Genomic DNA, 18,051 nt, shown 5'->3' on the forward strand with positions numbered 1-18,051 from the left:
TGTGCTCCTAAGATAGGTCGTCAGACCCACCATCGATACGTTAACTATCGTCCCGCTCTCGGAGATACTCCTCGAGCAGCTTCTTCTCTTCTCCAGAAAGTGAGCGACTTTCCAGAAGATCGACGCGTCGTTCATAGGTCCGCCCAAGGGACTGCTGTAAACGCCAGCGCCGGATGTGTGCATGGTTGCCACTGAGCAACACGTCGGGAACACGCTGATCCGCATACACCTCCGGTCGGGTGTAGTGCGGGCAATCGAGCAGACCATCGGTGAAGGAGTCTTCCTCCGCCGAGTCCGCATGCCCTAAAGCTCCGGGCAGCAGCCGCGTAACCGCATCGATCAGGACCATCGCCGGCAGCTCGCCGCCAGACAGTACATAGTCGCCAATCGACCACTCTTCATCGACATGAGCCTGAATGAACCGCTCGTCAATGCCTTCATAACGACCTGCGATGAGAATCAACGACTCTGCATTCGCCAGTTCGCGTACCGCCGACTGATTCAGCTGACGGCCTTGTGGCGACAGGTAGATCACCTTCGCCGCTTCCCCTGCCTGCTGCCTGGCCTGAACCAGCGCATCTTCCAGGGGCTTGATCTTCATCACCATGCCCGGACCACCGCCAAACGGCCGATCATCCACGGTGTGGTGGCGATCTGTGGTGTAGTCCCGCGGATTGTGGCAGGTCAGTTGCAACAACCCCTGCTTCACCGCGCGGCTGGTAATGCCGTACTCACTGATGGCCGAGAACATCTCGGGGAACAACGTAATGACTTCGACACGAAGGCTCGCCATCGTCTAGAAGTCCGCGTCCCATTCCACCCTCATTTCGCCTGCAGCCAGGTCGACCCTCAACACGCACTGCCCGGTATAGGGCAACAGGCGTTCACGATCATCCAGGCTGCCCACGCAGGGCTTGACCACCATTACATCGTTCGCGCCGGTCTCCAACAGGTGATCAACCGTGCCGAACAGCTGTTCGTCCTGGTTGATGACTTTCAGACCTACCAACTGGTACCAGTAGTACTCGTCTTCGGTCAGGTCGGGCAAAAGGCTACGCGAGATGCAAATCTCGTAACCGCTCAGAAGACGGGCTTCATCGCGATCGTCGAGGCCTTTGAGCTTGGCAACCAGATCCTTTTGAGTGGATCGGCCGCTGACCAGCTCGACCTGCTTGACCACACCTTCGCGCCGGAGCGTCCAGTTGCGGTAATCCAACAGGTTTTCAATCGGATCGGTAAAGGAAAAGACCTTCACCTCGCCGCGAACGCCGTGAACCGAAAAAATCTTGCCAACAACGATCAGGTCATCAGCTTTTTCTGGCGTCGCGCTCATACTATTCAGGCAGCAGCCTTAGCAGCATCTTTCAGCAGTTTTGCAACGCGCTCGGATGGCTGTGCGCCAACGCTCAGCCAGTGAGCAACGCGATCCTGCTTAACGGACAGGCGAACTTCCTGGCCACGAGCGATAGGGTTGAAGAAACCAACCTGCTCGATGTGCGAACCGGTAACCGGGTTACGCGAGTCGGTCACGGTCAGGGTGTAGAATGGGCGCTTTTTGGAGCCGCCACGGGCAAGACGGATGGTTAGCATAGAACATCGTTCCTGTAGTCGGTGCTGCAAATCATAATGCACAGCGGGCACACGGGTGCCCGAAAGGCCGCATATTCTCAAGGAATACACGGACTTTTGCAAATGCCTTTTAACGGCGAGCGACAAGCCGCCGTGCTGATCTGCGAATGAGCCGCTTCTGTATATAGAAGGCGGCACGGGTCCCGCCAGCGGCGGGGTTCCGGTCGGTGCCCCACGGGAGGCACCGGCCTGAATGTGGTTACAGCTTGGGCATGCCGCCGCCAGGCAGCATGCCGCCAAGGCCGCGCATCATCTTCGACATGCCGCCCTTGGTGGAAAACTTCTTCATCATCTTCTGCATCTGCTTGTGCTGCTTGATCAAGCGGCCGATGTCCTGCACCTGGGTGCCCGAGCCCATGGCGATGCGGCGCTTGCGCGAACCGCTGATCAGCTCGGGGTCGCGGCGCTCGGCCGGGGTCATGGAGTTGATGATCGCCTCCATCTGCTTGAACTGCTTCTCTGCCGCGCCCTGGGCATTGCCCATCTGCGACAGGTTGACGCCGCCGATGCTCGGCATCTTGTCCATCAGGCCGCTCAGGCCGCCCATGTTCTTCATCTGCTGCAGCTGGTCGCGGAAGTCCTCGAGATCGAAGCCCTTGCCCTTCTTCAGCTTCTTGGCCAGCTTGTCGGCCTTTTCCTTGTCCAGGGTCTGCTCGGCCTGCTCGATCAGGCTGAGCACGTCGCCCATGCCCAGGATCCGCGAGGCAATGCGGTCCGGGTGGAACGGTTCGAGCGCTTCGCTCTTCTCGCCCATGCCGATGAACTTGATCGGCTTGCCGGTGATCGCGCGTACCGACAGCGCGGCACCGCCACGGGCATCACCGTCGACCTTGGTCAGGATCACGCCGGTCAGCGGCAGCGCCTCGCCAAACGCCTTGGCGGTGTTGGCGGCGTCCTGGCCGGTCATGGCATCGACCACGAACAGGGTCTCGATCGGTTTGACCGCAGCGTGCAGCTGCTTGATCTCGCCCATCATCTCGGCATCGATGTGCAGACGCCCGGCGGTGTCGACGATGACCACGTCGATGAACTTGAGCTTGGCTTCGCGAATCGCCGCCTCGGCGATGGCCACCGGCTTCTGGGTGATGTCCGACGGGAAGAAGGTCACGCCGATGTCGTTGGCCAGGGTTTCGAGCTGCTTGATGGCCGCCGGACGGTACACGTCGGCCGACACCACCATCACGCTCTTCTTCTTGCGCTCCTTGAGAAAGCGCGCCAGCTTGCCGGCGGTGGTGGTCTTGCCCGCACCCTGCAGGCCGGCCATCAGCACAACGGCAGGCGGCGCGCTGTTGAGCGCGAGGTCTTCGTTGGCCGCGCCCATCAGCTCTTCGAGTTCGGCCTGGACGATCTTCACGAACGCCTGGCCAGGCGTCAGGCTGCGCGACACCTCGGTGCCGACCGCGCGCTCCTTGACCTTGTTGACGAAATCCTTGACCACCGGCAGGGCGACGTCGGCCTCGAGCAACGCCATGCGCACTTCGCGCAGGGTGTCTTTAATATTGTCCTCGGTGAGCTTGGCTTTACCGGTGACATGGCGCAGCGTCTGTGACAGACGGTCGGTCAGGTTTTCAAACATGGGGATCCTTTCAGGCTCTGTAGAACCGAGGTTTATCAGCTGCCCCTGGCGCATTCGGCCAGCCTTGGGCAAGGGCAGGCCGGCGATTATAGCGAAGACTCGCGCACGCGCACACCATGGCGTCGGCCACCAGTCTTCCTTGGCAGGCGCGTTGTATGCCAAACTCAGGGCCTTTCGGGCTTGCCTAACAGGACTTATGCTCCCCTTGTCACCCAGCTTGCTACCCAATCTGATCGCCGCCTGCCTGTACGCCGCCGCGATTTTCTATCAAGGCACCCGCCTGGCCCGAGGCACCAAGGCCGACAAGCGGCTGCTCGGAATGCTCGGCGCCTTCGCCGTGGTCGCTCAGGGCACCGCGTTGTGCTGGCAGCTGCTCACGCCGCTGGGCCTGAGCCTGGACTTCTTCAGCGCCGCCAGCCTGATCGCCACCGCGGTGATTGCCCTGACCCTGGTCGCCACCCTGCGCATCCCGGTGGAGAACCTGTTGCTGCTGCTGTTCCCGCTGGGCCTGCTGACCGCGCTGATGGCGCAGTTCGCGCCCTCGGGCACGGTGCCGCTGGTCAACGAGGAGCCCGGCATCCTGGCGCATATCCTGCTGTCGATCCTGGCCTACGGGCTGTTCACCATCGCGGTGTTCCAGGCCTTGCTGCTGCTGGTGCAGGATTACCAGCTCAAGCACAAGCACCCCTCGGGCCTGATCCGCAACTTCCCGCCGTTGCAGACCATGGAGAGCCTGCTGTTCGGCTTCCTGTGGGCCGGCTGGGCGCTGCTGTCGCTGTCGCTGATCTCCGGCTGGCTGTTCCTGGACAACCTGTTCGCCCAGCACCTGGTGCACAAGACCCTGCTCGCCTGCGTGGCCTGGATCGTCTTCGGCGTCCTGCTGTGGGGCCGCACCCGCCTGGGCTGGCGCGGTCACAAGGCGATCCGCTGGACCCTGGCCGGTTTCTGCCTGCTGATGCTGGCGTATTTCGGCAGCAAGCTGGTACGCGAATTCATTCTGCATATCTGACAGGCGACCTATGAACACTCTGCCGTTAGGCCCACAGGTCGCGGTACTGGCACTGACCCTGGTGTGGTCGGCGCTGTTCAGCGCAGTGGATGCCGCCCAGCAGCAACAGGGCGGCACCCGCCGCAATGGCCCCAGAAGCGAACGTGCACTGATGCTGGGCGCCACCCTGGGCAAGCTGCTGGTGTTCGCCCTGGCCTCGCTGCTGGGCTTTGCCCATGCCGGCGAGCGCGGCTTCTGGCTGGCCTGCGCGGCAGCGGCACTGGCCGTGCTGGTGCTCACCGACTACCTGCCCCGCCAGCTGGCCCGACGCTACCCCGACGCCCTGCTGGGCCTGGGCGAGAGCCTGCTCAAGGTGCCGCTCATGTTGCTGCAGCCACTGGCATGGCTGCTCGATGGCGTTGCACGCCTGTTGCTGCGCCCCTTCGCGGGCAAGGTCACGGCCGTCACCCAGCATGACAATCGCCACGACACCCCCGGCGCCTCCGGTGCGCCGGACGAGGAACATGCCCAGCACAGGAGCGACCTGCTCGGCAGCCTTCAGGCGCTGGACAAGGTGACGGTCAACGACATCCTGGTGCCGCGCAACGATGTCGACGGGATCAACCTCGACGAGCCGATCGAAAAGATCATCGAGCAACTGATCGTCAGCCGTCACACCCGCCTGCCGGTGTTCCACAGTGATATCAACCAGGTCGAGGCGATCCTCAACACGCGTCAGATCAGCCACCTGCTGCCCAAGGCCGAGCTGACCCTGGCCAACCTGCTGGCGGCGTGCTACGAGCCATACTTCGTGCCCGAAAGCACCCCGCTGCAGTTGCAGCTGCTGAACTTTCACAAACAGCAGCGGCGCCTGGGCGTGGTGGTGGACGAATATGGCGAAGTGCAGGGCATCGTCACCCTGGAAGACATTCTTGAAGAGATCGTGGGCGAGTTCGAGGAAGAGCACAGCCTGGACAACCCGCACATTCACCCGCAGCCCGATGGGCGCTACGTGATCGAGGGCAACATTTCGATCCGCGAGCTCAACCGCAGCCTGGGCTGGCACCTGCCCAGCGACGGCCCGAAAACCCTGAACGGCCTGGTGACCGAGGCGCTGGAAAGCATCCCTGCCAGCGCGGTGTGCCTGAAAATGGGCCGTTATCGCATGGAAATCCTCGAAACCGAGGACAATTGCGCCAGCCGCATACTGGTCTGGACCGTTTCCCGCTAGCTATACTCGAGCCCGCCGGCGCTTGCCCGCGGCAGGTGCCGGAGCCTTCGCAGCACTCGACAGGGAAACGTTCATGACGACCAGCAGCACCTATAACAACAACGATGAAACCGCAGCGCCCCCAGTCAACTCGCCCGCCCGGGTAGCCACGGCCAGCTTCATCGGCACCGCCATCGAGTTCTACGACTTCTACGTATACGCCACGGCAGCGGCCCTGGTGATCGGCCCGGTGTTCTTCCCGCAGACCTCGGGCACCGCGCAGATGCTCTCGGCCTTCCTCACCTTCGGCATCGCGTTTCTGGCGCGCCCGCTGGGTTCGGCGCTGTTCGGCCATTTTGGCGACCGCATCGGTCGCAAGTCGACGCTGGTGGCCTCGCTGCTGCTGATGGGCATCTGCACCACGCTGATCGGCGTGCTGCCGGGTTACGACAGCATTGGCGCCTGGGCACCGATCCTGCTGTGCCTGCTGCGCTTCGGCCAGGGCCTGGGGCTGGGCGGCGAATGGGGCGGTGCAGCGCTGCTGGCCACCGAGAACGCGCCCAAGGGCAAGCGGGCGTGGTTCGGCATGTTCCCGCAGCTGGGCCCTTCGATCGGCTTTCTGGCGGCCAACGGCCTGTTCCTGACCCTGGCCATGACCCTTTCCGACGAGCAGTTCCGCAGCTGGGGCTGGCGCATTCCGTTCCTGCTCAGCGCCGCGCTGGTGATCGTGGGGCTGTATGTGCGGCTCAAGCTCGAGGAGTCGCCGGTGTTCGCCAAGGCCGTGGCGCGCCACGAGCGGGTGAAGATGCCGGTGGTCGAGCTGTTCGCACAGTACTGGGCGCCGACCCTGCTGGGCGCGGCGGCGATGGTGGTGTGCTACGCGCTGTTCTACATCTCGACGGTGTTCTCGCTGAGCTACGGGGTATCGACCCTTGGCTACAGCCGCGAGACCTTTCTGGCACTGCTGTGCTTTGCGGTGGTGTTCATGGCCCTGGCCACGCCGCTGTCGGCCTGGCTGAGCGACCGATACGGACGCAAGCCGGTGCTGATCGTGGGTGGGGTGCTGGCCATCCTGTCGGGGTTCACCATGGAGCCGCTGCTGACGTCGGGGTCGACCGCGGGCGTGGCGCTGTTTCTGGCCATCGAACTGTTTCTGATGGGGGTGACGTTCGCGCCGATGGGGGCGCTGCTGCCTGAGCTGTTCCCCACCCACGTGCGCTATACCGGGGCCTCGGCGGCGTACAACCTGGGCGGGATCGTCGGAGCCTCGGCGGCGCCGTTCTTTGCACAGAAGCTGGTGGCCATGGGCGGCCTGAGCTGGGTGGGCGGGTATGTGTCGGCGGCGGCAGTACTGAGCCTGATTGCAGTGCTGTGCCTGAAAGAGACCCGGCATACGGAGCTCTGAAGACGGGCTGCTGCGCAGCTATCGCGGGTCAGGCCCGCTCCCACAGGCATCATCACTGTTTCTGTGGGAGCGGGCCTGACCCGCGATGACGTACTAAAGCCTTACAGCTCTACGCTGACTGCCTGCGAAGCCCGGGTCGCCTTGGCCCGCGCGGCTTCGATCGACTCGTCACGCGCCAGGCACACGCCCATGCGCCGCTGGCCATTCACCTCTGGCTTGCCGAACAGGCGCAGCGCCGTGTCCGGCTCGCTCAGCGCCGCGCCGAGGTTGGCGAAGGCGGTCTGCTGCGAAGTGCCTTCCACCAGAATCACTGCCGAAGCCGACGGCCCGAACTGGCGAATCAGCGGAATCGGCAGGCCCAGGATCGCCCGCGCATGCAGCGCGAACTGCGAAAGGTCCTGGGAAATCAGGGTCACCAGGCCAGTGTCGTGCGGGCGCGGCGAGACTTCGCTGAACCACACCTGGTCGCCCTTGACGAACAGCTCCACGCCGAACATGCCGCGACCACCCAGGGCCTCGGTCACCGCACGCGCCACGCGCTCGGACTCGGCCAGCGCCTTGGGGCTCATCGCCTGCGGCTGCCACGACTCCTGATAATCGCCCTTCTCCTGGCGATGCCCGACCGGCGCGCAGAAGGTGGTGCCGCCCACATGGCGCACGGTGAGCAGGGTGATCTCGTACTCGAAGTCGATGAAGCCCTCGATGATGACCCGGCCCTTGCCGGCACGCCCGCCTTCCTGGGCATAGTCCCAGGCAGCCTGCACGTCATCGACGCCCTTGAGCAGGCTCTGGCCCTTGCCCGACGAGCTCATCACCGGCTTGACCACACACGGGAAGCCGAGGTCTTCGACGGCCTTGCGGTAGTCTTCGAAGGTGTCGGCAAAGTGGTAAGGCGAGGTTGGCAGGTCCAGCTCCTCGGCGGCCAGGCGGCGGATGCCCTCGCGGTTCATGGTCAGCTGCGCGGCGCGTGCGGTCGGCACCACGGTAAAGCCTTCGGCTTCCAGCTCCACCAGGGTGGCGGTGGCGATGGCTTCGATTTCCGGCACGATGTAGTGCGGCTGCTCGGCCTCGATCACCGCGCGCAGGGCGGCGCCATCGAGCATGTTGATCACGTGGCTGCGGTGCGCCACCTGCATGGCCGGGGCATCGGCGTAACGGTCCACGGCAATCACTTCAACGCCCAGGCGTTGCAGCTCGATCACCACTTCCTTGCCCAGTTCGCCACAGCCACACAGCAGTACTCGGGTCGCGGTCGGCGACAAGGGGGTTCCGATACGGGTCATCTCAGGTCCTCAGAGGGAAGGAATCCAGGGCCGCCCCAGCACGGTGCAACCCGGTGAAAAGAAGCGCCATTTTACATGGCGCAGGCGTTCTTGCGTGCGCGCCAGGCCATCGCCAGCCACACCACCGTCACCCCGGCGAACTTGGAGCCCAGCGCGGTACCGACCACGGCCGGGGTCAGTGCGCCGATCATGCCGAAGAAGATGAAGGTATCCAGCGGGATGCTCAGCGCCGAGCTGAGCCACAGGCGGTCATGCAACGGGCGCTTGGTGATGCTGAACACCAGCCAGTCGATCAGCTCCGATACCGCGAACGCGGTGGCGCTGGCCAGGGCAATGGCAGGCTCGGAGGTGATATAGGACAGCACCAGGGCGCCAAGCATGGCCAGCAGGGCGCCGTGGCCGAAGCGGGTCTGCACCATGTCGCGCAGGATGAACACCAGCCCGCCCCAGGCGGACCAGATGACGTCCAGGTGCGGGGCACTGGAGAACGCGTAGTTGATCAGCACCACGCTGGCGATATAAGCAATCAGAAAGAACATAGAAACACCGGTTGGCAAGCCGTACAGGGTACTTGAGTGCCCCCGCACGGCCAAGCCCGGGATCAGCCGGCGGCCTTGCCCACCGTCATCACCAGGCCCGCCGCCACGGCGCGCTCATGGCACAGCACCAGCACCTGGCGCCGTTCGTCGTTGGCCATGCGGCCCCAGCGCGTGATCTCGCTGGCGGTGCGCTGGCAGCCGGTGCAGATATCCTGCTCGTCCAGCGCGCAGATGTGCACGCAAGGCGAGGCCACCGGTCGTTCAGGGCTGCTCATCAGTCCTCCTGGGGTACAAGGTCACGGGCATAGCGCTGGGCGTTGTGCACATAGTGGGCAGCGCTGGCCTCGAGCAGTTGCTGCTGCGCCGGGGTCAGTTCGCGCACCACCTTGCCCGGCGAGCCGACCACCAGCGAACCATCGGGAATCTCGCGCCCCTCGGGCACCAGCGCATTGGCGCCGATGATGCAGTGCTTGCCGATGCGCGCACCATTGAGGATCACCGCACCGATGCCCACCAGGCTGTAGTCGCCGACCGTGCAGCCATGCAGCATGGCGTTGTGGCCGACCGTCACGCCCTTGCCCAGGGTCAGTGGCCAGCCCATGTCGGTGTGCATCACCGTACCGTCCTGCACGTTGCTGTTCTCGCCGATGTCGATCAGCTCGTTGTCGCCGCGCAGCACCGCGCCGAACCAGACGTTGGCCCCCGCCTGCAGGCGTACCTTGCCGATCAGCGTGGCGGTGGGCGCTACCCAGCTCTGTGGGTGGGTTTCGACGCGCAGGTCGCCCAGACGGTATTTCATGCGTGGTTCCTCACGGTGGGAAGGCGGCGGGTGGGCCCGCTCATCTTGTAGGGGTGCGCTCAGGCGGGTGGTGCAGGCTGATGCGCGCATCGTAAAGCAGGTTGACCAGCTCGACGATCATGATCGCCGACAGGCCCCAGATCTTGTACTCGCCGAAACGGTAGCTGGGCACGTACCAGCTGCGGCCCTGGTAGTCGATGCGGTGGGTATGGTCGCGCGGGTCCTGGCGGAAGAACTCCAGCGGCACGCTGAACACCGCGGCAATCTCGGCATCGTTGGCGCGGTACTCGACATAGTCGGGAATCAGCCCGACAAACGGCGTGACCTTCAGCCCGTGCAACGAAACCAGCGGGCTCAGCGGGCCGATGACTTCGACCAGCCCGGGCGGCAGGCCGATTTCCTCCTCGGCCTCGCGCAGCGCGGTGAACACCAGGTCCGGGTCTTCGGGGTCTCGCCGCCCGCCGGGGAAGGCCACTTCGCCGCCATGGGTCGAGAGCCCCTTGGCGCGCAGGGTCAGCACCAGTTCGGGCGACTCGCTGCGGGTGATGGGCAATAACACGGCAGCCTCGGGGAACCGACGATCGGTCTCCAGGGTGCCCGGCGTGTGACTGCTCATTCGGCGAAGTAACTCGTCCAGCATGGTCTCTCTCGTTCTGTCGGGTCTCTGCATGATGCACCAAAGGCGCAGCCCGCCCAAGCCCCCGCGACAATCGCGCTTGCGGGCCTGCGCGCACTGGCGCGAAGATAGGCGCAGCCACCAGGAAGATAAGCATGAATTACTGCAGTGCGTGCGGCAAACCGGTCACTCATCGCATCCCCGACGGCGACAACCGCCTGCGTCATGTCTGCGATCATTGCCATACCATCCATTACCAGAACCCCAATATCGTCGCCGGCGTGCTGCCCAGCCATGGCAGCCAGGTGCTGCTGTGCCGACGCGCCATCGAGCCGCGGCGTGGCTACTGGACCCTGCCGGCCGGCTTCATGGAAAACGGCGAGACCATGGAACACGCCGCACGCCGCGAGGCCGACGAGGAAGCCTGCGCGCGCCTGGGGCCGATGGCCCTGTACCAGCTGTTCGACCTGCCGCACATCAACCAGGTGCACGTGTTCTACCGCGCCGAGCTGGCCGACCTGGCATTTGCGGTGGGCGTCGAGAGCCTGGAAGTGCGCCTGTTCGAGGAAAGCGAGATCCCCTGGGACGAGCTGGCTTTCAGGACCGTGAGTCGTGCCCTAGAATGCTACTATCTCGACCGCCAGGGGCAGCATTACCCGGTACGCACCGAATGCCTGTCCCCGCGGGTCGAACCGCTCACTTGAACCCATACGTCGCCACTTTCAGGGATACCGTTTCATGCGCTGGTTGCTTGCCCTCTTCTGCCTCGGTGTGGCGTCGGTGTCCCAGGCGGCGTTTACCGAAACCATTGTGCGAAAACCGCTTGGCCAGGTGACGCCCTCGACCCCGGCGCCCACCCCCTCCGGCGCCCCGTTGATCGACAAGGTGCTGGTGATCAAGTCCGAACGCCGCCTGCAACTGATGAGCGGCGACACCTCGATGAAGAGCTACCGCATCTCGCTGGGCAAGCAGCCCACCGGTGCCAAGCTGCGCGAGGGCGACAAGCGCACGCCCGAGGGGTTGTACTGGCTCGACTGGCGCAAGGTGTCCGACCGTTACAACCTGGCCATCCACGTCTCCTACCCCAATGTCAGCGACTCGGCCCGTGCCCGCCGCGAAGGGGTGAAGCCGGGCAGCATGATCATGATCCACGGCACACCGGACAGTGCGGACTACCCCGAGGCGCTGTTCCACACCCTGGACTGGACCGAAGGCTGCATCGCCATGACCAACCGCGACATGCGCGAAGTGTGGAACCTGGTCAGCGACGGCACGCTGATCGAGATTCGGCCCTGACCGAGCGTGCCCCTTCCCCGGCTCCTACCTGCCGCCCCCCCAAACCTGCAGGAGCCGGCCTTGCCGGCGAAAAAGCGCCCACTGGCGAATCACCAATTGAAGGACCACCGCACCGCGTGCTCTCCGGCCTGCAGCCACTGCCCGCCGACCAGCACCGGATACAGTGCCGCCCCCTGCTCCACCTGCCCTTGCAGCGTACCGCCTGCCACCCCCGCATCCAGCGCCAGGTGGTGCTGCCCCGCCGCCGCCAGTCGCGCCGATAGCCGCCAGCCTTCGTTGCACACCACGCGCACCTCGCCGCGCCCCAGGGCCAGCGTCCATGGCGCCACCAGGGCCAGCTGATCCGCCACCAGCGCACCCTGCCCGCTCACGCACCGCGCGCCACGCCCACTCAGTGCCAGTTGCCCCGACCACTCCCCCCCCAGGCGATACGCCGAAGCCACACGGCTGGCCGGCCCCTGCGGCATGACGCTCGCTTGCCAGTCCCACGGCCAGCCGCGCAATACCAGCCCCCAGCGCTGGCCCTGATACCCTGCCTGCACCTGCACCGCCCACGGGCGCACCTGCCAGCTCAACGGGCCAACGTCGCCGATCCGCCCGGCCTGCCCCTGCCACACGCTACCGGCCACGCCCTGCGCAGGCCACGGCGCAGCCTTGAACAACCAGCGCGCCGGCAACCCCGCCAGCAACGTCAGGCAGAACACCAACAGCATCCACCCCAACCTCCTGCGGCTCATCGCGCCAGCACCAGATCGAAACTCAGGCCCGACGGCGCCTGCTCCAGCCCCCATTGAAGCGGCTGAACGCCTTCACGCTGCAAGCTCAGCAACCACGCCTGAAGCCGCCGCTCGTCCTTGACCTGGCCGCGCACCTGCCACCCCGCGTCAACCGGCTGCACGTCGCTGAGCACGAGCTGCTGCGCCGCAGCCGACTGCTGCAATCGCTCCAGCGTCACCTCGGCGCCTGAGTGCATGGCCGTCGCCGAGGCGGCCAGTTCGCGCCACTGCGAAAGCTCGCGCCATTGGCCAAGGCCCTCGCGCACCACCAGGCTCAACAGCAAGAGGGCCACTGCGGTCCAGGCCAGCGGCATCAACCAGCGCCGTGCGGTGACGCTGCTCATGCTCCTGCCCCCAGGTCGAACACCAGTTGCACGGCATCCGCCGTGGTGGGCTGCACCGCCACCTGCGCCCCGGCACTGGCGGCCATGGCAGCCCACGGCGTGTCCGACGGTGCCTGCGCACCCTGCAACTGCAAGGTCCAGCGTGTGCCATCAAAGCGCGCACGCTGCAGCCGCCAGCCAGGCTGCGCCGAAAGCCACTGCACCATGGCGCCCTGCAATGCCTCCAGCTGGCGCAGTCGCAGGTTGCGCTCATCCCGCGTCTGGCGCTCGCGCTTGAGCCACTGCGTAGCCTGGCGCGGGGTGCTCAGCGGCCCGGTCACGGCCACCACCTGCGCCTTGTACAGCGTGGCCTGGCGCCACTGCAGGCCGAGCCACAGGGCACACCACACCACACCCAGCACGGCGCAGGCCGTCGCCAGGCGCCGTTGCCCCTGTGCCAGGTGCGGTCGCGCGCGGGGCGTGCGGCGCAGCTCGAACAGGCCGGGCAGACGTTCCAGCGCCGCCAGCGACGCCGGCCACGCGCCCTCGAATGCCTGCACCTGCCTGTCGCACCACACCGGCGGCGGGGTTGCCCCCAGCGCCGTCGGCCAGGCCAGCCACGCCTGGCGCCGGTCGGCGCCACAACTCTTGAACAGGCTCAGGTCCGGGCTGCGTCGCCAGCACCAGGCATCGCCGGGGGCAAGCTCCGGCAGCAGCTGGAACTCCGCCCAGCAGCGCTCGACCTGCAGGCCCCAGCCCTGGCAAGCCTGCAACCAGCCCGCCAGGCGTTGCCGGTCAATCACCGCCAGCTCAAGCCATCCCGAACCTCGCGACACACAACCGACATGGATCGCCTCGGCTGGCTGCAACACGCGATCTTCAAGCAGCAATGGCCACTCTTCACGCTTGAGACCCGGCGGCGCCTGCAAATGGAAGTGCGCGCATTCACTGCCCGGCACCACCAGCGCCACGCGACCGGCACCTTCCGGCGGTTGCCCGTGCCCCGCGCGCAGCACCTCACCGGCCCGCACCTGCAGCCAGCTCCAGCCGGCCTCATCGGGGCGCACCAGCAACCACGACCCAGGCTGGCGCCGTCGCCAGTATCGAATGTCAATCATTGGCTCTCCGGCAGGGCAAACGTACACACATAGGGGGCTCCATCACGCTGGAACTCGAGCCGTACACCACGATCGGGCGCAGCGCGTTCGGCAGAGGGCCAGGCCAGCCAACGGCTGCCCTGGCGAAACTCGAAAACGGGGCTGGACACCCCGGCCAGGCTGTCGCGCAGCACCCAGTGCGGGCGCTCGACGGCATACAGGTCGGCAGAGGTCTCCAGCAGCAGGCGTGCATCGCGCCGGTCATAGCGCAGGCGTTGGCGCTGCAAGCGCGAGCCGCCTTCGGCCGCCGGCCACGCCGCCAGCGCCACCCATTGCAGCTGCAACTCGGCAGGCTGCCAGTCCAGCCAGTTCAAGGCCAGGGGCAGGCGCTGCTCGTACAACTGGCGCAGCACCGTGGCGTCGAAGCGGCGCTCCAGCCCCAGGCAGAAGCTCAGCACCGGGCTCGCCTGCGGCGCTTGGTCGAGTCGCTCACGTACGCTCAGCCAGCCATTGACCAGCGCCGCCAGCAGCACACCCAGTACAGCGGTCAGTGCCAGCGCCACCAGCAGTTCGAGCAGGGTCAGGCCCTGCTGCCTGCGCCTCACGGGCGCACCAGAAACAGGCGGTACTGACCCAGCGGCTCACGTTCATCGCGGTCGGCAAACAGGCGCAGTTCGCCACCGCGCAGGTTGCGCACGCCGGTGGAACCCAGTTGCAACCGCCAGTGGCAGGTGCCCGGCCCCTGACGCAGCTCGCCGCTACTCAGTGCCTGCGCCGGCCAGTACTGCTCCACCACAAAGCGCGCCTGCAGTTCCCGGGCACACAGGCTGCCCAGCCAATGCTGCTGCACGCCCTGCTGCACCACCAGGCGCTGACGCAGTACCTGGCTGCTGATGATCGCCATGGTCGCGGCGATGCCCAGGGCCACGCTCACTTCGAGCAGAGTGAAACCACGCTGGCGAGCCTTCATGGCACGTTCACCACCTGCAGGCCGGCAGCATGACGCCAGTGCCAGCGCTGCCGGCCCTCGGCCCAGCGCCACTCCAGCCTCACCGGTCGGGCCAGCCCGGAGGGGGTGAACATCACCCGTGGCGTGCTGCCCGCAGGCCAGTCCGGGCGCAGCCCGGCCGGCCACTCGCCCAGCGCCACCGGCTCCACCTGCCACTGGTCGCCCTCGACCAGGCGCACGAACTCGGGCCGCTGCCCGTTCCAGCGCAGGCCGCGCACCTGCCCGCCATGCAGGGCCAGGTCGGCCTGCGCCCGCGACGCCGCGGCCAGGCGCTCCAGGGCCTGGTGCAAAGGCGCCTTGGCACTGTCGAGCGAGGCCACCGCCAGGGCGCTCATCAACCCGGCGATGGCGATCACCACCAGCAGCTCCAGCAGGGTGAAGCCACGCTGGGCCGGCATGCCTAGAGGTCCCAGTTACCGATGTCGGCATCGATCCCCTCGCCGCCCTCCACCCCGTCGGCACCCAGCGAATAGATGTCGATGCGCCCATGCTGCCCCGGCGCCCGGTACTGGTACGGTGTGGCCCACGGGTCCTGAGGGAGCCTGCGAATATAGCCATCGGCCCGCCAGGCACGCGGCACCGGCTCGGCCTGCGGCTTGCTCACCAGGGCCGACAGCCCCTGCTCGGCGGTGGGGAAGCGCAGGTTGTCGAGGCGGTACATGTCCAGCGCCTGCTCCAGGCTCGACAGGTCGGCCATTACCTTCTGCTTCATGGCCTTGTCCTGGCTGCCCAGCACACTGGGCGCCACCAGCGCGATCAGCAGGCCGATGATGAAGATCACCACCATGATTTCCATCAGGGTGAAGCCGTGCTGGCGGGAACGTCGTGTCTGCATGGTAGTGCTCCTATTAAAGTGTGAGGCCCTGGTTGAGCTGCATGATCGGCAACAGCACCGCCAGCACGATGAACAGCACCACCGCGCCCATGACCAGGATCATCAGCGGCTCGAACAACGCCATCACGGTGTCGACCTGACGGGCAAAGCCGCGCTCCTGGTTGTCGGCCACGCGCTCGAGCATGTCGGGCAAGGTGCCGCTGGCCTCGCCGCTGGCGACCATGTTCAGCAGCATCGGCGGGAACTGCCCGCTGGCATCCAGCGCGCGGTGCAGGCTGACGCCGCCTTGCACATCGACCTGCACCCGCTCCAGCGCCAGGCGAATGCGTCGGTTTTCCAGGGTGGCGGTGGCCACCTGCAAGGCTTCGAGCAGCGGTACCCCGCTGCCGACCAGAATCGCCAGGCTGCGCGACAGCCGCGCGCTTTCCAGCACCCGCAGCAGCGCACCCACGCGCGGCAGGCGCAACAGCAGGTCGTCACGGCGCAGGCACCAGTGCGGCCGACGCAGCAGCCGCGCCGCGCCTGCCGCACCCAGCACCGCGGCGCCCAGCAGCCACGGCCCGGCCAGCAACAGCGCTTCGCTGGCGCCGATCAGCAGGCGCGTGATCAACGGCAGGCTCTGCCCGGAATGGGCGAATTGTTCGGTCAGCCTGGGCACCACGAAGCTCATCAGGCCGACCACCACCGCCAGCGACACCCCCATCAGCACGCACGGGTAGATCAGCGCGGTACGCGCCTTGTGCTGCTGACGCTGCACCTGCTCAAGGTGGTCGGCCAGGCGTTCCAGCACCTGGGCCAGGCGCCCCGAGCGTTCGCCGGCCTCGACCAGCGCGCAGTACAGCGCTGAAAACACCCCGCCCTGGCGTGCCAGGCTGCGGGCCAGGCCCAGCCCCTCTGCCAGCGCGCCGCGCACCCCCACCAGCAGATTGCGCAAGGCCGGCTCCACCAACTGCCGCTCAAGGGTGGCCAGGGCATCCACCAATGCAATGCCGGCCCCTGTCAGCGTGGCCAGTTGCCGGGTCAATTCACACAGCTGTGCGCGGCTCACGCGCTGGCGCCGTGGCAACACCTGCGCGTTGCCCTGCACCTGCAACTGGCGCGCGAACAGCCCCTGTTCGCGCAGCAACTGGCGGGCATGGCGCTCGCTTTCGGCCTGCAGGCTGGCCTTGAGGGTGCGCCCGGCGAGGTCAACGGCCTGGTATCGGTAGGTCGGCATGGCTCAGCCCTGCACCGCGCGCAGCACTTCGGCCAGGCTCGTCTGGCCCTGGCGCAGGCACTCGCTGGCCATGCCGGCCAGGCTCTGGCGCCGGCCCTGCAGATGCGCCTGCATGGCCACCTCACTGGCCCCGTCATACAGCAGGCCGATCAGCCCGGCGTCCAGCTCGATGAACTCATACAGCCCCAGCCGGCCGCGATAGCCGCTGCCCTGACACTGTGCGCAGCCCACTGCGTGATAACTGTGCTCAAGCTCGACCAGCTCCGGCCACAACGCCCGCTCGGCCGCCTGCAATGGCTGCGCCACGGCGCAACTGCACAGGCGCCGCACCAGGCGCTGGGCCATGACCCCGCGCAGGCACGAGGCAATCAGAAAAGGCTCCACGCCCATGTCGCGCAGGCGCGTCACCGCGCCCACCGCACTGTTGGTATGCAGGGTCGAAAGCACCAGGTGGCCGGTGAGGCTGGCCTGCACCGCAATCTGCGCGGTTTCGCGGTCGCGGATTTCGCCAAGCATGATCACATCCGGGTCCTGGCGCAGAATCGCGCGCAAACCGCTGGCGAAGGTCAGCCCGGCACGCGGGTTGATGGCGGTCTGGCCGATGCCGGTGATGGCGTACTCCACCGGGTCCTCGACGGTGAGGATATTGCGGCTGCCGTCGTTCAGGCTGTTGAGGCTGGCGTACAGCGTGGTGGTCTTGCCCGAACCGGTCGGGCCGGTGCTCAGCACGATACCGTTGGGTCGCCCCAGGCAGGCGCGCAGGCCCGCCTCGACGGCACCGGGCATGCCCAGGTTGCCCAGCGAGAGCAGGCTGGCCTGCTTGTCGAGCACGCGCATCACCACTCGCTCGCCGTGGATACCCGGCAGCGTCGAGACACGCACATCGACCTCGCGCCCACCCGAGCGCAGGGTGATGCGCCCGTCCTGGGGCTGGCGCTTCTCGGCGATGTCCAGGCGCGCCATGACCTTGATCCGCGACACCAGCATGGCCGACAGCGCACGTGGCGGGCGCAGCACCTCGCGCAGGTGGCCGTCGACCCGCAGGCGCACCACCAGGCTCTGCTCGAAGGTTTCCACATGGATGTCCGAGGCCTGCTGACGCAGCGCCTCGCCGAACAGCCCGTTGATCAGGCGGATCACCGGGGCTTCGTCATCGCTTTCGAGCAGGTCCTCGACCCGCGGCATCTCGCTGATCAGGCCGTCCAGGTCGACCTGTTCGCCAATGCCCTCGATCAGCGCCGCCGTGGCGTTCTCGCCGGCCTGGTACAACTGGCCCAGGCGCGTGTCGAACTCCCCCGCGTCGAAATGGCACACGGTCTGGGGCGCGCCATACACCCGCAGCAGCTCGTGCAACTGGTCGCTGTCGACATCCGGGCGCAGCCACAGGCTCCAGCCGTCGGCGCCAGGCGCCATGGCCAGCCCGCCCTGGCGCGCCAGGCGATAGGGCAGCAACG

Annotated in this window: 23 protein-coding genes; 5 read left to right on the forward strand and 18 right to left on the reverse strand. The window is 66.5% G+C overall.

The annotated features are described in order from the left end of the window. Positions 1 to 40 precede the first annotated feature (40 nt). The 4 genes from trmD to ffh all read right to left on the reverse strand — a co-directional run bounded on the left by trmD (position 41) and on the right by ffh (position 3,205). Positions 41 to 793 (reverse strand): tRNA (guanosine(37)-N1)-methyltransferase TrmD, encoded by a 753-nt coding sequence (trmD, locus tag ACPRTJ_RS04480; RefSeq protein ID WP_043863185.1) that lies wholly within the window; start codon positions 791 to 793, stop codon positions 41 to 43. A 3-nt stretch (positions 794 to 796) separates the two neighbouring features. Then, positions 797 to 1,333 (reverse strand): ribosome maturation factor RimM, encoded by a 537-nt coding sequence (gene rimM, locus ACPRTJ_RS04485; protein WP_426428220.1) that lies wholly within the window; start codon positions 1,331 to 1,333, stop codon positions 797 to 799. A 5-nt stretch (positions 1,334 to 1,338) separates the two neighbouring features. Continuing rightward, positions 1,339 to 1,590 carry a 30S ribosomal protein S16 gene (gene rpsP / locus ACPRTJ_RS04490; RefSeq protein ID WP_028942918.1) on the reverse strand — a complete coding sequence of 84 codons (252 nt, stop codon included), beginning with the start codon at positions 1,588 to 1,590 and terminating at the stop codon, positions 1,339 to 1,341. A 238-nt stretch (positions 1,591 to 1,828) separates the two neighbouring features. Beyond that, positions 1,829 to 3,205, reverse strand: coding sequence for a signal recognition particle protein (gene ffh / locus ACPRTJ_RS04495; protein WP_043863183.1), 1,377 nt, complete (start codon positions 3,203 to 3,205; stop codon positions 1,829 to 1,831). A 196-nt stretch (positions 3,206 to 3,401) separates the two neighbouring features. On the opposite strand from ffh, the gene ACPRTJ_RS04500 reads away from it, so the two are divergent. The 3 genes from ACPRTJ_RS04500 (at position 3,402) to ACPRTJ_RS04510 (ending at position 6,808) form a co-directional block, all read left to right on the forward strand. Further along, on the forward strand, positions 3,402 to 4,214 hold the full coding sequence (locus ACPRTJ_RS04500; RefSeq protein WP_043863182.1) for a cytochrome C assembly family protein: 813 nt from the start codon (positions 3,402 to 3,404) through the stop codon (positions 4,212 to 4,214). Positions 4,215 to 4,224: 10 nt separating this feature from the next. Then, positions 4,225 to 5,424: a transporter associated domain-containing protein gene (locus tag ACPRTJ_RS04505; protein WP_088514564.1), complete on the forward strand. Its 1,200-nt coding sequence runs from the start codon at positions 4,225 to 4,227 to the stop codon at positions 5,422 to 5,424. A 73-nt stretch (positions 5,425 to 5,497) separates the two neighbouring features. Then, a complete protein-coding gene (locus ACPRTJ_RS04510; RefSeq protein WP_043863180.1) occupies positions 5,498 to 6,808 on the forward strand; it encodes an MFS transporter in 1,311 nt (436 codons plus the stop codon). 101 nt (positions 6,809 to 6,909) lie between these two features. On the opposite strand, the gene purT is transcribed toward ACPRTJ_RS04510, so the two are convergent. The 5 genes from purT to ACPRTJ_RS04535 all read right to left on the reverse strand — a co-directional run bounded on the left by purT (position 6,910) and on the right by ACPRTJ_RS04535 (position 10,069). Further along, positions 6,910 to 8,091 carry a formate-dependent phosphoribosylglycinamide formyltransferase gene (purT, locus tag ACPRTJ_RS04515; RefSeq protein WP_043863179.1) on the reverse strand — a complete coding sequence of 394 codons (1,182 nt, stop codon included), beginning with the start codon at positions 8,089 to 8,091 and terminating at the stop codon, positions 6,910 to 6,912. A gap of 71 nt (positions 8,092 to 8,162) precedes the next feature. Continuing rightward, positions 8,163 to 8,630, reverse strand: coding sequence for a VUT family protein (locus tag ACPRTJ_RS04520; RefSeq protein ID WP_043863178.1), 468 nt, complete (start codon positions 8,628 to 8,630; stop codon positions 8,163 to 8,165). A 62-nt stretch (positions 8,631 to 8,692) separates the two neighbouring features. Further along, positions 8,693 to 8,905, reverse strand: a complete 213-nt coding sequence (locus ACPRTJ_RS04525) for a DUF1289 domain-containing protein (RefSeq protein WP_043863177.1) — start codon at positions 8,903 to 8,905, stop codon at positions 8,693 to 8,695. Next, entirely contained in the window at positions 8,905 to 9,429 is a 525-nt protein-coding gene (locus ACPRTJ_RS04530; RefSeq protein WP_054915036.1) for a gamma carbonic anhydrase family protein, read from the reverse strand. Before ACPRTJ_RS04530 ends, ACPRTJ_RS04525 begins: the two co-directional genes overlap by 1 nt. 40 nt (positions 9,430 to 9,469) lie before the next feature. After that, entirely contained in the window at positions 9,470 to 10,069 is a 600-nt protein-coding gene (locus ACPRTJ_RS04535) for a CoA pyrophosphatase (RefSeq protein WP_043863175.1), read from the reverse strand. Between the two features lie 131 nt (positions 10,070 to 10,200). Here ACPRTJ_RS04535 and ACPRTJ_RS04540 point away from each other — a divergent pair, with 131 nt between their 5' ends. Together ACPRTJ_RS04540 and ACPRTJ_RS04545 are read left to right on the forward strand one after the other, a co-directional pair. Further along, positions 10,201 to 10,749 (forward strand): NUDIX hydrolase, encoded by a 549-nt coding sequence (locus ACPRTJ_RS04540; protein WP_043863174.1) that lies wholly within the window; start codon positions 10,201 to 10,203, stop codon positions 10,747 to 10,749. A 34-nt stretch (positions 10,750 to 10,783) separates the two neighbouring features. Further along, positions 10,784 to 11,341, forward strand: coding sequence for a L,D-transpeptidase family protein (locus tag ACPRTJ_RS04545; RefSeq protein ID WP_054915039.1), 558 nt, complete (start codon positions 10,784 to 10,786; stop codon positions 11,339 to 11,341). Positions 11,342 to 11,430: 89 nt separating this feature from the next. On the opposite strand, the gene ACPRTJ_RS04550 is transcribed toward ACPRTJ_RS04545, so the two are convergent. The 9 genes from ACPRTJ_RS04550 to ACPRTJ_RS04590 are packed head-to-tail and all read right to left on the reverse strand — an operon-like array spanning position 11,431 to position 18,049. Beyond that, a complete protein-coding gene (locus tag ACPRTJ_RS04550) occupies positions 11,431 to 12,054 on the reverse strand; it encodes a general secretion pathway protein GspN (RefSeq protein WP_157811421.1) in 624 nt (207 codons plus the stop codon). A 20-nt stretch (positions 12,055 to 12,074) separates the two neighbouring features. Further along, positions 12,075 to 12,461 carry a type II secretion system protein GspM gene (gene gspM, locus ACPRTJ_RS04555; protein ID WP_054915041.1) on the reverse strand — a complete coding sequence of 129 codons (387 nt, stop codon included), beginning with the start codon at positions 12,459 to 12,461 and terminating at the stop codon, positions 12,075 to 12,077. Next, a complete protein-coding gene (locus ACPRTJ_RS04560; protein WP_278929001.1) occupies positions 12,458 to 13,558 on the reverse strand; it encodes a type II secretion system protein GspL in 1,101 nt (366 codons plus the stop codon). The genes gspM and ACPRTJ_RS04560 overlap by 4 nt, the downstream gene beginning before the upstream one ends. Continuing rightward, positions 13,555 to 14,142: a prepilin-type N-terminal cleavage/methylation domain-containing protein gene (locus ACPRTJ_RS04565; protein WP_043860624.1), complete on the reverse strand. Its 588-nt coding sequence runs from the start codon at positions 14,140 to 14,142 to the stop codon at positions 13,555 to 13,557. Before ACPRTJ_RS04565 ends, ACPRTJ_RS04560 begins: the two co-directional genes overlap by 4 nt. Further along, the gene (locus ACPRTJ_RS04570; protein WP_054915043.1) at positions 14,139 to 14,507 is read right to left on the reverse strand and encodes a type II secretion system protein; all 369 of its coding nucleotides are present in this window, start codon (positions 14,505 to 14,507) and stop codon (positions 14,139 to 14,141) included. The genes ACPRTJ_RS04565 and ACPRTJ_RS04570 overlap by 4 nt, the downstream gene beginning before the upstream one ends. Then, positions 14,504 to 14,944 carry a type II secretion system minor pseudopilin GspH gene (gene gspH, locus ACPRTJ_RS04575; RefSeq protein ID WP_054915044.1) on the reverse strand — a complete coding sequence of 147 codons (441 nt, stop codon included), beginning with the start codon at positions 14,942 to 14,944 and terminating at the stop codon, positions 14,504 to 14,506. The genes ACPRTJ_RS04570 and gspH overlap by 4 nt, the downstream gene beginning before the upstream one ends. Positions 14,945 to 14,946: 2 nt before the next feature. After that, on the reverse strand, positions 14,947 to 15,381 hold the full coding sequence (gene gspG, locus ACPRTJ_RS04580; protein ID WP_043860627.1) for a type II secretion system major pseudopilin GspG: 435 nt from the start codon (positions 15,379 to 15,381) through the stop codon (positions 14,947 to 14,949). 13 nt (positions 15,382 to 15,394) lie between these two features. Continuing rightward, the gene (gspF, locus tag ACPRTJ_RS04585; RefSeq protein WP_043860628.1) at positions 15,395 to 16,597 is read right to left on the reverse strand and encodes a type II secretion system inner membrane protein GspF; all 1,203 of its coding nucleotides are present in this window, start codon (positions 16,595 to 16,597) and stop codon (positions 15,395 to 15,397) included. Positions 16,598 to 16,600: 3 nt separating this feature from the next. After that, a complete protein-coding gene (locus ACPRTJ_RS04590) occupies positions 16,601 to 18,049 on the reverse strand; it encodes a GspE/PulE family protein (RefSeq protein ID WP_078480108.1) in 1,449 nt (482 codons plus the stop codon). Positions 18,050 to 18,051: the final 2 nt, after the last annotated feature.

This window comes from Pseudomonas palmensis (genome assembly GCF_049942755.1).
In the GTDB taxonomy this organism is placed as follows: Bacteria; Pseudomonadota; Gammaproteobacteria; order Pseudomonadales; family Pseudomonadaceae; genus Aquipseudomonas; species Aquipseudomonas palmensis.